The following is a 13,911-nucleotide window of genomic DNA, read 5'->3' on the forward strand; positions in this document are numbered from 1 at the left end:
GGCCGCTCCGCGTTCACTTGCCCGCCCGCACCGCGTGCGGCCGGGCCCGCTTCACCAGCAGATCCCGCAGCTGCGGAGTGTGCCGCCGGCTCACCGTGAGCGTCGCGCCGCCGATCTTCACCGACATCTGGCCGCCGTCCAGCCGCAACTCCTCGACGTGGGCCAGGGAGATGAGGTGGCTGCGGTGGATGCGCACGAACCCGGCTTCCCGCCAGCGCTCCTCCAGCCCGGTCAGCGGCGTGCGGACCAGGTAGCTGCCGTTGGCCGTGTGCAGGCGGGCGTAGTCGCCCTGGGCCTCGGCGTAGCGCACGTCGGCCAGCCGCAGGAACCGGGTCACGCCACCCAGCTCGACCGGGATCACGTCGTCCGGCGTGACCGCCGGCGACTCCGCGGTCTGCTGTTCGACGGCTTTCTGGGCCGGCACGTGCACCGCGCTGGCGATCACCTTGTGCGCCACCCGATGCAGCGCCTCCGACAACCGCTGCGGCCGCAGCGGCTTCAGCACGTAGTCGAGGGCCTTGAGTTCGAAGGCCTCCACCGCCGACTGGTCGTCGGCGGTGACGAACACCAGCGCCGGCGGGTTGGCGAACCGGGTCAGCACCCGGGCCAGCTCCATGCCGTTCAGGCCGGGCATCTTGATGTCCAGGAACACCGCGTCGACCGGCCGGTCCGCGTCCGCCGCCCGGTGCAGCAGCCGCAGCGCCTCGGTCGAGTCCTGCGCGCCCTCGGCCGTGCCCACCCGGGGGTCGGCGCCCAGCAGATAGACGATCTCCTCAAGGACCGGCAGCTCGTCGTCCACCGCGAGCACTCGCAGCGGCCGGGCCGACGGCCCGTCGCAGTCGGGACACGACGCTGGACTCATGCCTGCCAACCTTAGTCACCACGCAACCCTGAGCGGCGGCCAGATAAGGGATCAACCCTCACCCCGGCCGGACCGGGGCGCCAGGGAACTCACCCGTTCGGCTGTATCGTACGACCACCCGCGGCCCGCACGTCGCCGAGGGCGATCTCCAGCTCCATCAGCGCCTCCTCCGACCGCCGCCGCGCCACCTCCAGCGACGCCGCCGCCCCCGCCCCCGCCAGCCGTCTCGTCGGCTCACGCAACGTGGCCAGCAGGTCGGTCAGCACACACGCCAGCCTCGCCGCATCGGCAATCGCCGCCGTCAACTCCCGCGAACTGGCCGGCCGCGCATCCGGCAACCCCGGCCCGCCCTGAACCGGCAGCCCCGCAGGCCCACCTTGGGTTGACATTCCCGCCGTGAAGCCGCCCTGGCCCGGCCAACCCATCGACCCGCCCTGGCCTGGCACTCCCGTCGTCGGACCGCTCTGACCCGGCAGCCCGGGCGGCACCGGTCCCGAGGTCGACCGGTCTCGCCATGACCGGTCCGGGGCCGGCGGTCTCGGCGTCGACAGCCCTGGCGTCGACGGTCCCGGCGCCGGCCGGTCCGAGGTCGACCGGTCCGGTGTCGGCGGTTCCGGGGCGCCGTCCTCAACCATCCGCTGTCCCTTCCCCCATATGTTCCACAGTGGACGACCGTCGAGCACACCAACAGTAGAGATGTTGCTTTCGGCGACACGACCTGTCGGGGTGCTTGCGCGCCGGACGACACCTGCCGCACGGTGTGCGGGGACAGGCGCGCGATCAGCGGGCGAGCGGTAGAAGGACGGTGACCGGCTTTGCGGTATTCGGCGCTGGCGACGTTGCGCGCGCTGGCCAAGGACAGTCCGAACCGTGTTCTGTTCACCTTCGTGGACGACGACGGCGCCGACCGGGTGTCGCTGACCGCCGGCGCGGCCGTCACCAGGGCCGAGGCGGTCGCGGAGTCGCTGCGGCGCTGGGGTTTCCACGCCGGGGACCGCGCCGTGCTGGTCTACCCGCCGGGCCCGGAGTTCGTGATCGCCCTGGTCGGTTGCCTGATCGCCGGAGTCGTGCCGGTCCCGGTCTACCCGCCGGATCCGTTTCGCCTGCGCCAGACGCTGCCGGCGTTCGCCGGCATCCTCGACGACTGCCGGCCCCGGGCGGTGCTCACCGTCAAGGCCTACGACCGGGCCCGCGGCATCGGCGCGGTGGCCGGGGTGTTCGACCGGTCCAAGCCCAGCTGGCCGCGGATCACGTGGCGGCACACCGACAACTGCCGCCCGGCCACTGCTCCGGTCGAGTGGTGTTCGCCGGCCGATCCCGACCAGCCGGCACTGCTCCAGTACACGTCCGGCTCAACCGGATCGCCACGCGGAGTGGTCGTCACGCACGGCAACCTGGTCGGCGAGCTCACCGCCAACGCCGTCGATCTCGGGCTGGGCGAGCGGGCCCGGGGCGTGTTCTGGCTGCCGCAATACCACGACTTCGGCCTGATCAGCGTCATCCTGTCCACGCTCGCCGGCAACGCCCACAGCTATCTGCTGTCACCGCAGGCGTTCCTGCGTCGCCCGGCCGTGTGGTTCGAGGTGCTGTCCCGGGTACGGGCCACGCACACGGCGGCCCCGAACTTCGCCTTCGATCTCGCGGTGCGCAAGACCACCGTGGAGCAACGGGCCGGGTGGGATCTGGGGTCGGTCCGGGTGTTCATGTCCGCGGCGGAGACGATCCGGCCGGACACCGTGCACCGCTTCCTGGACGCCTTCGAGCCGGCCGGCCTGCACCGGGACGCCTTCTACGCGGCGTACGGCCTGGCCGAGCACACCGTCAGCGTCACCATGGGCGGCCGCGGCACGCTGTGCCTGGACCGGACCGCCCTGGAGGCCGGCCGCGCGGTGCCGGCGCTGCCGGCCCGGGCGTCGGTGACGTTGGTCGGCTGCGGCCGGCCGACCAAGACCGACGCCCGCCTGCGCATCGTGGACCCGGACACGCACGAGGTGCTGCCGCCGTGCCGGGTCGGCGAGATCTGGGTCAGCTCGGCGACCAAGGCGCTGGGCTACTACGGCCATCCCGAGCAGACCGAGCAGACGTTCCAGGCCCGGGTCGCCGGCGGCGAGGACCCGACCTGCTACCTGCGCACCGGCGACCTCGGTTTCCTGCACGGGGACGAGCTCTTCGTCACCGGCCGGCTCAAGGACCTGATCATCGTGCGCGGCCGCAACCTGCACCCGGAGGACATCGAGGCCAGCGTCCGCGGCTGCCACCCGGCGATCCGGCCGGGCGGGGTGGCCGCCTTCTCGGTGCCCTCCGATGACGGCGAGCGGCTGGTCGTGGTGGTGGAGACCCGAGACAGGCACGCCGACGAGCGGTCGATCGCCGACGCCGTGACGGAGACCGTCCGCATGGACCACCAACTCGCCGCTGTCGAGGTGGTGGTCGGGCCGCAGGGCTTGGTGCAGAAGACAACCAGCGGCAAGCTTCGTCGCAGCGCCTGCCGCGAGGCGTTCCTGGCCCGTGCGGGCGTGCCGGTGTGAGACACGCCCAAGGCAGACGCGTCTGCGTGGTCGGGGCCGGCGCCAGCGGCCTGACGGTGGCCCGCGAGCTGGAGCGTCTCGGGCATGCCGTCACGGTGCTGGAGGCAGCCCCCAAGGTCGGCGGCAAGTGCGCCTCGGTGACCATCGACGGGCATGTCTTCGACGTCGGCGGTCACATGTGCACCGTGACGTACCAGCGCACGGCCGCACTGATCACCGAGCTCGGCCTGTCCACCGAGGACGTCGTGCCGGTCACCCGGCGACCGTTCCTCCCCGCGGACGCCCTCCGCCGCTACACCTCCCTTCGCGCGGAACAGTTCCCCCGCATCGCCGACGCCGGCCTCACGCATTCGGCACGCGCGCTGGCCATGCCGGTCCGGGACTGGCTGGCCGGGCTGCCGGAGTTCGAGGCGACGTTCGGCCTCGGCTACAGGTCCGCCGGCTACGGCCGGCTCGACGGCGACCTGCCGGCCCTGTACCTGGTCAAGTACGCCGAGATGACCGGCCTGCTGTCCGATCGCCGGACGCTACTCGGCCACACCCGCCCGTTCACCGTCGCCGGCGGGTTCGGCCAGGTCTGGGACCGAATCGCAGCCGAGCTCGCCGATGTCCGTTGCGGGACAACGATCTCGGCAATCCGTCGGCACGGCAACCGCGTGTTGGTCACCGTCGACGGCGCCACGCTCCCGTTCGACGACCTGGTCCTCACCGTGCCGCTCGACCAGCTCCTCCCGGTGTTGGACGCCCGCGAGGACGAGCGCGCCATCGCCACCCGGATCCGATATCGCGACTACCGCACGACATTCTGCACGGCGCCGGATCAACCACGACAGGCGTTCACCCTGTGCGGAGACACCTCCTTCCATCACCGCCACGCCGACAGCGACATCTACGCCTGCTACTCCTACGGTCCGGCCACCGTGGCCAAGCCGATCGAGGAGCGACGCTGGAAGTACATGCCGCACTTCGGCTGCGCCGATCTCGCCGCCGGCATCTACGAGCGCGTCGAGGAGCTCCAGGGACGCCACCGCACCTACCACGTCGGCAGTCTGCCGGCGTTCGAGCTGATCGAGTGCACCCTGGACTACGCCCACGAGTTCGTCGCCCGGCACTTCGGCTCCGACCTACGGGGCTGGTTGGCGCGGCGCGTGTCCGCCGAACTCAAGCGGCCGGTCGACCCGCACACGCCGATCGCGGCGCTGGGCCTGGAGTCGCTGTCGATGGCCGTGGTCCTGGCCGACCTGTCGGCCCATCTGGGTTATCGCGTGCCGAACTCCCTTCTGCTCGAACTGCCCACTGTGGACGCCGTCGCGCGGCACCTCGACGAGCATGGCGCCGAGGTCGCGCGGCCGCGCAGTCTGGCCCTGGCGCTGACGCCGCCCCGGCCGTTCTTCTGCGTCGGCGGCGCGGTCGGCGCCGCCGGCTACCTCCTTCCGCTGGCCCGGGCGATCGGCCAGCAACAGACGTTCTATGCCTTGCAGAGCCCCGGTTTCGACGGCGTCGAGGAGCCGCTCGACGAGGTGCCGGCGCTGGCCCGGCGCTACGTCGAGGAAATCAGGGCCATCCAGCCGCACGGCCCCTATCTGGTCGGCGGCCACTCGTTCGGCGGCCTCGTGGCCTACGAGGTCGGCCGCGTGCTGCGATCCCGGGGCGAGCAGGTCGCCCGGGTGATCCTGATCGACACCTACCTGGCCGAGCCCGGCCAGCCGGAGCCACCCGTCGACGACGTGGCGATCATCGAGGAACTGTGGCGGATCCGCGGTCTGGCTCTGCGCGGCGCCGACGCCCCACGGCGACGCGTCGACCAGACGCTCTCCCCCGCCGAGCAACGCCGGGAACTGGCCATGTTCCTCGGCGCGAGCGGCCCGGCGGACGAGCACATCGCCACCATGATGAGGGTCTATCAGGCCCAGCTGGAAGCCTTGGTGCGCCACGAGCCCGGACCGTCCGACCTGGACGTGACACTGATCAAGGCCGCGGACGGTTTCCCCCAGGTGCTGTTCGACGACCGGCACATCGACCTGCGACTGGCGGATCCGGCCAACGGCTGGGAGCACGTCGAGCTCGGCCGGCTCTCGGTGATCACCGTGCCCGGCAACCACTTCACGGCGCTCACGCCGCCCGATCTCACCTCCCTCGCCGCTGCTGTCACCACTGCCATCGCCGCCATTCCGGCGCCGAAGCCACCGGAGTCCGTGCGGGTCGCGTCCAGCATCCATCTCAATCCGATGGATCCGCACTTCCTGGCCGACCCGTATCCGTTCTACCACCTCCTGCGCGATATAGCCCCAATTCACCGCGATGGAGCGCTCGACGGCTGGGTGCTGACCCGTCACGCCGACGTCTCCGCCCTGCTCAGGAACCACGAAGTGGTTCGGCCGTCGACGTCAACCCTGCTCGCACGGCTGCCTGCCACGGTGCTCGAAGACCTGCGGCCGTTCGTCGACTGGCTCGACTCCAGCCTCCCCTTCAGCAACCACGGTCGCCATGACCGGTTGCGGCGGCAGCTGGCCGGCAGTTTCACGGCCCAGGCAATGGAAGCGACGCGTCCTGACGTCGAGAAGACGGTCCACGAGTTGCTGGACCGCATCGACCGGCCGGGACCGGTCGAGTTCATGTCCGAGGTGGCGTATCCGTTGCCGGGCCGTGTGATCATGGATCTGGTCGGGGTGCCGCGAGCCGACCAGCCGATGGTGGCCGAGCAGGCCCGCGCGGTCATGGCCGTGTTGGGGCAGGCGCAGTTCGGCGAGGATCCGGCCGCGGTGGCGTGTCGGGCCTGGGCCGCGGCGCAGGAGTTGATCAAGTACGTGGACGGGCTGGCGCTCGATCCCCTCCTGTCCGACGGTTGGGCCGACCAGGACGAGCGGACGGCCACCGTGATCTCGCTGATCAACGCCGGCCTGGAGACCACCGCGAACTACCTCGGCAACAGCGTGTTGGCGCTGCTGCGGCATCCGGACCAGTACGAGCTCCTCCGCGACGACCCGTCCGTCGCCCGCACCGCCGCCGAGGAGCTGCTTCGCTACGACTCACCGGCCCCGATCATCACCCCGCAGCAGGCGCTGCGGGATCTCGATCTCGACGGACACCGGATCCGGTCCGGTGAACTGGTGTTTCCCGTGCTGGGCGCGGCGAATCGGGATCCGGCCCGCTACCCTGACCCCGATCGCCTGGACCTGCGGCGGCCGGACGCCGCCGGGCATCTCACCTTCGGCGCCGGCCCGCACTACTGCATCGGCGCGGCGCTCGCCCGCATCGAGGGGCAGGTCTTCTTCCCCGCCCTGGCCGCCCGGTTCCCCCGATTGCGACTCGACGCGGAACCGCTGTTCCGCCCGGACCCCACGCTGCGGGGACTCGCCGACCTGATCGTGCGGCCGCGCGGCTAACATGACATGTGGCCGTGATGCTGGACGACAAGTACATCCACGACCGACACACCATGCACCGATGGCTCCGCGCGCAGGCCCCGATCTGCGAGGCGCAGCTGCCGGACGGGCAATGGGTGTGGCTGATCAGCCGTTACGCGGACGCCGCCGAGGCGCTGCGCCCGTCGCCGGTGGTCCCTGTGCCCGGGGACATCGACGACGTGCTCACCGGTATCGACGGCGACTTCGACCTGCTCGCCGACTTCGCCCGGCCGGTCGCCGGGGACCACGCGGTGGCGCACCTGATCGTCAACGGCGTCGTCAACCTGCTGCGGCACCCGGACCAGGACGGCGTGAACGTCGCCGAGCTGTCGCGGCACGACGGCCCGTACGGCATGGCGCTGCGGACCGTGTCCGAGCCGGTCGGCCTGGCCGGCATCGACATCGCCGCTGGTGAGACGATCGCGGTGCTGCTCGGCTCGGCCAATCGGGACCCGGCCCGGTTCGACCGGCCCGACGACCTTGACCTGTCCCGGGACGCCGCCGGACGGCTCACCCTGGGCGATCACGAGGACCTGGTGGCCGAGGCGATCACCAAGCTGCGCCAACGGTTCCCGAACCTGGCGCTGAACGGCGAGCCGGCCCGACTCGACGACGTGATCGTCAACGGCTACTCGGCCGTGCCGGTCACTCCGGAGCCGAGGAGTGCCGCCCCCGCTTGACCGGCTCGACCGGGGCCAGCGGCAGGGTCATGATCGCGCGGATCAGGTCCCGCACCGCCGCCGCGCGATCCTCCGCCTCGAGCAGAATCAGCAGCCGCTCGGCCGAAAGCTGGCGCGAGAAGGCGAACGGCTGCTCGAAGTACAGTCGCAGCCGTTCGGCCGTGGCCTCCTGCGTGCGCAGGAACGACCGCCCGAGCAACGCCGCCAGCGCCGCGCCCACCACACCGACCGCAGCGGCCGTGATCGTCACGACGAGCGAGCCGGTGAAGGCCACCACCACAACCGCGATCACCAGCACCGCGAACCCCACGGCCACGGTCCGCTGGGCCTGGTGGAAACTGCGTTCCGCCTGGGACGTCGCCAATGCGTGGTAGTAGTCGAGACGCCGCTGGGTCACCATCCACAGCACCGTCAGGTCCATCGGGCCCCGCTTGTCGGCGGCGTCCTCGGCGCGGTCCAACCGCCGCCGCGCCTCCTCCACCTGCCAGCGCTCGGCCTGCTCCCGTTGCAGGGCATCGCGATAGGCCAGGTTGACGAACAGCGCCAGCAGCCCGAACACCACCGCCGTGGCCACGGCCAGCGCCAGGTACGGCAGCTGGCCCGGCAACACCTGCTCGTACCCCAGCGTGATCCGGTAATCCCGGTAGAGCACAAAGGACGTCACGCCGACCGCCAGCGTCAGCACGACGGTCAGCCAGCCGCCTCTACGATGACGGCGGCGTTCCGGCGACAACCGCCACGCGTCCGTCGACTCCACAGCGCTGCCGTCCACTCGCGAATGCTAGCCAGCACTCGCGCCCGGCCCATACCTCCGTTTGTGTCAAACGAAGAGCTTCGCGATCGGCCAGGCGCCGTCGGTGGTGTTGCCGATGACGGTGTGGATGAGGTCGCCGGCGGGGTCGCACACCGACCGGAACGACACACCGATGTCGCTGCCCTCGACGAACACCGTGTCGGTGGACTTGTGCAGCCACAACCCGAGGCCGTAGCGGTAGGCCGACTTGTAGTCGCTGCGCGGACGGACCATCTCGGCCACCAGTGGCGGCGAGACGATCTTGCCGGCGAAGAAGGCCCGCCACAGCGCGTGCCAGTCGGCCAGGGTGGTGTAGACGCCGCCGTCACCGCTGCCCCGCACCGGCAGGTGGAACACGTTGGTACGCAAGCCATCCCGTTCGAGGTAGCCGAGCGCCACGCGCTGGTCAGGCTCGTCGGAGCGCAGGAACGCGGTGTCGACCAGGCCGGCGGGCGCGCAGACCCGTTGCGCCACCAGCTCGTGGAACGGGACGCCGGCGGCCCGTTCGGCGATGAGCGCCAGCACCACGAAAGCGCCGTTGTTGTAACGGAAGTCCGTGCCGGGCGGGAACCGCATCGGGTAGCCGTCGAGTATGGGCAGGTAGTCCTCGGTGGTGACCAGGCTCTGGGCCGGCACCGGCAGCGACGGGTCGGTGTCCTCGTCATAGTAGTCGCCGATGCCGGACCGATGGGCCAGCAGTTGCTCGACAGTGACGGCGTCGTCGATCAAGGGCAGGTCCGCGCCCAACACCGACCGCGCGGTGGTGGTAAGGTGGAGCGCGCCGGCCTCGACAAGAGCAACGACGGTGAGCGACGTCAATGCCTTGGTGCCGCTGGCAATCGCGAACCGAGTGTCCACAGTGTTCGGAACACCCAGCCCGCGATGGGCCATGCCGTACGCCCGTTCGAACACGGTCGTGCCGGCGCGGTCCAGCCGCACCACACCGGAGAACGACGTCTCCGTGGCGATGCGGTCCACCTCTGTCCCCAGGTCCATCGGGCGAGGATAGTCAGCCGAGCTTGGCTGCCGCATCCTCGATTGTCTTGACGAACCAAATGTGCTTGCCACGGTTGGATTCCCGCACGTACGCCCGCAGCGGCTCATTCGTCGCGAGGTGTTCGCCCAGGTCACCGAGCACGGCCAGCTTCTTGCCGTAGCTGATGAACTTCTGCGTGAACAGGCCGAGCAGAGTGGTCCGCAGGTCGAACATGCCCTCGGCGAAGCGCTCCACCGGGATCACCACCAGCGCCACGGGCTGCCCCCAAAGCTGCGCGATCGTGTCGACCGCGTCCTGCTCGGTGGCCAGCTTCGGGCCGTCCGGCGCCAGCAGGAACGCCTTCGTGCCACCGATGTCGGTCACCTGGTCAGTCATGGAGGAACTCCCCGATCCTCTCGGTCTGGTCCGGCAGCATGTGTCCGGTGTCGGGCAGCATCACCACGTCCGCGTGCGGCGCGGCGCCGGCCAACCGGCGTCGCGTGGCCCCGGAGTCCAGCATCTCGTCCCGGTCGCCGACGATCACCAGCAGCGGCAGGGTCAGCTTGCGCAGCCGCTCGGTGGAGAAGGTCGGCAGGACCAGCCGCGGCCGGAAGTGCTGAAACACCATGCGCACGTACTTCTCCGGCGGCGACGTCGGCTCCGGCTGCTTGCGGCCGAGCAGCCGGCCGAGGAGGAACACGGCCGCCTTGCCCCAGCGCTGCCGCCCGATGCCACCGGGCACCATCAACGCCAGCCGGCTGACCCGGCCCGGCCGGCGCGTCACGTAGTCGATGGCCAGCCAGCCGCCCAGTGACACGGCGACCATCTGCACCTCGGTCAGGCCGAGGCCGTCGAGCACGTCGTCGAGCCACTCGGCGTAGGCCGGCGACCCCAGCGGCGGCCGCGACGGGGCGCTCAGGCCCGGCTCGCCGATCACGTCCACCGCGAACAGCCGAAAGCGGCCGGCCAGCTTGCCCGCCAACGCCATCCAGGTGATGGTGTTGGCGCCCGAGCCGTGCAGCAGCACCACCGGCGGGCCGTCCTCCGTTCCCGACACCATCACGAAGGTGTCGCCATGCCGGGTCGGCACCGTGCGCCGCTCGGCCGGCGCCGGCCAGTGGGTCAGCCAGTCCTCGTACTGGCGACGGATCTGCGCCGCGCCCGCTGCACTCTTGTAGATGGTCGTCGTCACGACTCCCCCTCGGCGATCAGTGAGATCCACCGCAGCAGTTCCGCGGTGGTGCTGGGGTCCCCCAGGATGATCAGCTTCAGTCGGCCGCGGACTTCGTCGTACGCGGTCTCGATGCGCAGCGGCCGCTCCTGGTAGCCGCGCGTGTTGGCGGCGCCCATCGCCCCCATCGCGATCCGACCGGCGTCGTCGCGGCTGATCGCGTCGATCTCCACGATGCTCGACACCTCGACGTGCCGCGTCCGCCGGACCTTGGACTCCGTGCCGGTGAAGGCATCGAGGTCCTCGCGGGCGATCCGGTACTGCTTGCCGATGCGCACCGCCTTGAGCCGGCCCTCACGCACGTAGTTGCGCACCGTCCGCACGTGCAGGCCCAACCGTTCGGCCACCTGCTCGACCGAGTACATCTCCTGAGACACGAGCCTAGAGTACCTCATCATTCCCCTTGAGCAAGTCAATAGGGAACGATAGGGAGTGATAAGGAAGCAACGACGGCCGCGCGAGGTGGACCCAGGACAAGGTAGGCCTGCCTCAATCGAAGAAGGCCCGCCTGGGGTGAGCCGGGGAAGGGGTGGGCGAGGTCCGCACCGGCGAGGGCCAAGGCGAGGCGCGGCCGGCGAGGGTCCGGGCGGGGTCCGGACCGGAGCGCGCTGGGCGACGCTCGGACGAAGAAGATCCGGACGAGGTCCGGGCTGAAGCGGGGCTGGGCGCAACAGCGACGAGGCCGTGGGGCGGATGCCCTACGGCCTCGTTTTCTTGCTGTGGGCCGACCGCTCGGGCATTGTCAATCGCCTGAACAAACGCGGACGACGGAGAAAGGGAAGAATGTTGCGGCCGGGCGGACGCGGCGGCGGCGTCCGCCCGGGGTTTACGCCACGGTGATGTCGGTGAGGGACAACTCGGTCTGGCGGCCGTTGTTGTCCCACACGACGTCGAAAATCCAGATGTTGCCATGACCGCTGGGCGCCACCGCGGGCACCGTGAAGTCGACAGCACCGGTTTTCGGATCGAGGCCGGCCCGGATGAGCGTGGTGGGCGCGTGGCCCATCCCCGTGGAGTGCGCGAGCCACAACTGGACGGCGGTCACCTGTGGCGCGTACGCGGCGTTGAACTTCCAGGTCGCGTGGACCTTCTTGCCCGGAACGAAAGTCGTGGTGGACAGGGTGGTGTCCGTGACGACGTTCGACAGCGACGGCGGGTCGGCCTTGGCTGCCCCGGTGGAGAGCGCGGCGGCGGTCACGACGGCGCCGGCGAGCACGCCGGCCCGGCGGAGGTACTGCATCTCTTGTGCCCCCAAGGACAAGGTGACGGTACCTCGATATTCGAGCAGCTTCGATTCGGCGGCGCAAGGGCGAGAGACCCAGCACACACCGCCGTATACATTGATGAATGCGTCATCTCACCGGAGGTCTAGAACAGTCAATTCCTTTTGTTCACCCGTTTGCCGGCAGCCAGCGGGTCTCGGTCGTCAGTTCGCGCAGGATTTCCGGGACGGGAGTGACGCCGATTCCCGGCCCGGTCGGCACGCGGACGTGCCCGTTCTCGAGTGTGAACGGCTCGGTGACGTCCCGGTGGAAGTACCGGTCGGAGGCCGAGGTGTCGCCCGGCAGGGTGAAGCCGGGCAGCGAGGCCAGCGCGAGGTTGGCGGCCCGACCGATGCCGGTCTCGAGCATGCCGCCGCACCACACCGGCACCCCGTGGGCCTGGCAGACGTCGTGCACCCGACGGGACTCCAGGTAGCCGCCGACGCGGCCGGGCTTGATGTTGACGATGGAGCAGGCGCCCAGGGTGATCGCGTCGGCCGCGACCTTGGCCGAGGTAATGGACTCGTCCAGGCAGATCGGGGTGCGCACCAGCTTGGCCAGCTGGGCGTGCCCGAGCAGGTCGTCCTCGGGCAGCGGCTGCTCGATCAGCAGCAGGTCGAACGGGTCGAGCTTGGCCAGCTGCCGGGCGTCGCCGACGGTGTAGGCGGTGTTGGCGTCGACCTGGAGCGGCACCTCGTCGCCGAACCGCTCCCGGACCGCGCGCACCGGCTCCACGTCCCAGCCCGGCTCGATCTTCAGCTTGATCCGCACGTAGCCCTGGTCGAGATAGCCGGCGACGGCGTCGAGCAGCTGCGGGATGGTGTCCATGATGCCGACCGACACCCCGGAGGCGACCCGGTCGACCGCGCCGCCGAGGTAGCGGGCCAGTGACAGGTCCAGGGCACGTAGCTCGGCGTCCAAAAAGGACGTCTCCAGCGCCGCCTTGGCCATCTGGTGACCGTGAAACCGTTGCATGGCACAAGAAACGGCGTGCACGTCCGGATCGGACAGCGCCGCTGCCTCGGGGAACAGCACGTGCTCGATCACGTGGGCGGCGCCGTCGAGGTACTCCGGCGAGTACACCGGCGCGGCCATGGCCACGCACTCCGACCAGCCCTCGGCCTGATCGGTGACCAGCCGCAGCAGCAACAGGTCCCGCCGCGACTCGCTGCCGAACGACGTCCGGAATGCGCCGACCAGCGGCAGCGACGCCCACCGCAGTTCAAGGCCCTCGATCTTCACGCGTCCTCCCCGCGGTCGAGCAGATAGCCGCCGTCACGGCTGAAACCGACGATCACCGCCCCCTCGGCCAGCAGGCCGCCGAGCACGTCCCGCACGGCCAGCCGCCAGCGCAGCGCCGTCTCCGGCCGGGCCTTGCGCACGGCGTAGATGTCGTCGGGGATGCGCACCTCCACGTGCCGTCCCTCGATCTCCCCCGGCACCGGCCGCTGGTCCGCGCCGATGTCCAGCGCCACCGTCGCGTCCGGGACCCGCTCCACCGGATGCCCGTCCAGCGCCCGCGCCACCGCCGGATCGGCCAGCTCCCAGTCCAGCAGCAGCCGGTCGGTCTCGTCGCCGGCGTTGAGCTCGTCGGGCATGTCGCCGTAGAACGACTCCAGGTACACCCGGCAGCGGGCGCCCAGCTTGCCCAGGTTGAAGTGGGCGTTGCGGGACACCAGCGGGTCGAAGGTCCAGCCGACGGTGCGGACGCCGTTGTCCAGCGCCCACGCCCGCTGGTGGGTCTTGAGGGCGAAGCCGACGCCGCGGGCCTGGCCGTCGGGCAGCACACCGGTGATGTGCGAGTGCAGGCTGCGGGTGTCCGGCGGGCCGAAGAAGGCCACGGTGGCGCCGACCATCCGCTCGTCCCGGTAGGCCGCCGCGACGTAGCTGCCGAGGTGCGAGAACACCTTCAGCAGCTCCAGGTTGAGCGGGCGGTTGGCCGGGTCGGGCCGCCACACCTCGTCGTACAGGGCGATGATCTGGTCCAGGTCCGGCAGCTCGTGCAACGTCCGCACCGTCACACCGGCCCGTTCGGCCGCTCTGCCCGCCACCTCGTGGACTTCTGTCGCCGCGTCGATCACGGGTCATGCCTAGCACAGGCGACGCCGCCCGCGGCAGACAGCGTTTTTCCGAGAGTTACGATGGGCCGAACGGGTGACGGGCGGAGGCGCG

Annotated in this window: 13 protein-coding genes; 3 read left to right on the top strand and 10 right to left on the bottom strand. The window is 70.7% G+C overall.

What is annotated here, in order from left to right:
• Positions 1-13: 13 nt before the first annotated feature.
• The gene (locus ACIG5F_RS01915) at positions 14-862 is read right to left on the bottom strand and encodes a LytR/AlgR family response regulator transcription factor (protein WP_396515476.1); all 849 of its coding nucleotides are present in this window, start codon (positions 860-862) and stop codon (positions 14-16) included.
• An 89-nt stretch (positions 863-951) separates the two neighbouring features.
• The gene (locus tag ACIG5F_RS01920; RefSeq protein WP_396515477.1) at positions 952-1,128 is read right to left on the bottom strand and encodes a hypothetical protein; all 177 of its coding nucleotides are present in this window, start codon (positions 1,126-1,128) and stop codon (positions 952-954) included.
• Positions 1,129-1,677: 549 nt separating this feature from the next.
• Here ACIG5F_RS01920 and ACIG5F_RS01925 point away from each other — a divergent pair.
• Genes ACIG5F_RS01925 through ACIG5F_RS01935 form a run of 3 tightly spaced genes read left to right on the top strand, consistent with a single transcriptional unit; the run spans position 1,678 to position 7,477 of the window.
• Entirely contained in the window at positions 1,678-3,390 is a 1,713-nt protein-coding gene (locus ACIG5F_RS01925; protein ID WP_396515478.1) for a fatty acyl-AMP ligase, read from the top strand.
• Positions 3,387-6,776: a cytochrome P450 gene (locus ACIG5F_RS01930; RefSeq protein WP_396515479.1), complete on the top strand. Its 3,390-nt coding sequence runs from the start codon at positions 3,387-3,389 to the stop codon at positions 6,774-6,776. The genes ACIG5F_RS01925 and ACIG5F_RS01930 overlap by 4 nt, the downstream gene beginning before the upstream one ends.
• Before the next feature lie 8 nt (positions 6,777-6,784).
• On the top strand, positions 6,785-7,477 hold the full coding sequence (locus ACIG5F_RS01935; protein ID WP_396515480.1) for a hypothetical protein: 693 nt from the start codon (positions 6,785-6,787) through the stop codon (positions 7,475-7,477).
• On the opposite strand, the gene ACIG5F_RS01940 is transcribed toward ACIG5F_RS01935, so the two are convergent.
• The 8 genes from ACIG5F_RS01940 to ACIG5F_RS01975 form a co-directional block, all read right to left on the bottom strand.
• Positions 7,443-8,249, bottom strand: a complete 807-nt coding sequence (locus ACIG5F_RS01940) for a hypothetical protein (RefSeq protein ID WP_396515481.1) — start codon at positions 8,247-8,249, stop codon at positions 7,443-7,445. The two genes, ACIG5F_RS01935 and ACIG5F_RS01940, sit on opposite strands and share 35 nt — an antisense overlap.
• A gap of 48 nt (positions 8,250-8,297) precedes the next feature.
• A complete protein-coding gene (locus ACIG5F_RS01945) occupies positions 8,298-9,266 on the bottom strand; it encodes a serine hydrolase domain-containing protein (RefSeq protein ID WP_396515482.1) in 969 nt (322 codons plus the stop codon).
• A 13-nt stretch (positions 9,267-9,279) separates the two neighbouring features.
• Positions 9,280-9,642, bottom strand: coding sequence for a DUF4180 domain-containing protein (locus ACIG5F_RS01950; RefSeq protein ID WP_396515483.1), 363 nt, complete (start codon positions 9,640-9,642; stop codon positions 9,280-9,282).
• The gene (locus tag ACIG5F_RS01955; RefSeq protein ID WP_396515484.1) at positions 9,635-10,438 is read right to left on the bottom strand and encodes an alpha/beta fold hydrolase; all 804 of its coding nucleotides are present in this window, start codon (positions 10,436-10,438) and stop codon (positions 9,635-9,637) included. The genes ACIG5F_RS01950 and ACIG5F_RS01955 overlap by 8 nt, the downstream gene beginning before the upstream one ends.
• The gene (locus ACIG5F_RS01960) at positions 10,435-10,854 is read right to left on the bottom strand and encodes a helix-turn-helix domain-containing protein (RefSeq protein ID WP_396515485.1); all 420 of its coding nucleotides are present in this window, start codon (positions 10,852-10,854) and stop codon (positions 10,435-10,437) included. Before ACIG5F_RS01960 ends, ACIG5F_RS01955 begins: the two co-directional genes overlap by 4 nt.
• A 449-nt stretch (positions 10,855-11,303) precedes the next feature.
• Positions 11,304-11,717: a hypothetical protein gene (locus ACIG5F_RS01965; RefSeq protein ID WP_396515486.1), complete on the bottom strand. Its 414-nt coding sequence runs from the start codon at positions 11,715-11,717 to the stop codon at positions 11,304-11,306.
• 151 nt (positions 11,718-11,868) lie between these two features.
• A complete protein-coding gene (menC, locus tag ACIG5F_RS01970; protein ID WP_396515487.1) occupies positions 11,869-12,981 on the bottom strand; it encodes an o-succinylbenzoate synthase in 1,113 nt (370 codons plus the stop codon).
• The gene (locus ACIG5F_RS01975) at positions 12,978-13,820 is read right to left on the bottom strand and encodes a GNAT family N-acetyltransferase (protein WP_396515488.1); all 843 of its coding nucleotides are present in this window, start codon (positions 13,818-13,820) and stop codon (positions 12,978-12,980) included. Before ACIG5F_RS01975 ends, menC begins: the two co-directional genes overlap by 4 nt.
• Positions 13,821-13,911 lie beyond the last annotated feature (91 nt).

Source organism: Kutzneria sp. NPDC052558 (genome assembly GCF_044547355.1).
Lineage (GTDB): Bacteria > Actinomycetota > Actinomycetes > Mycobacteriales > Pseudonocardiaceae > Kutzneria.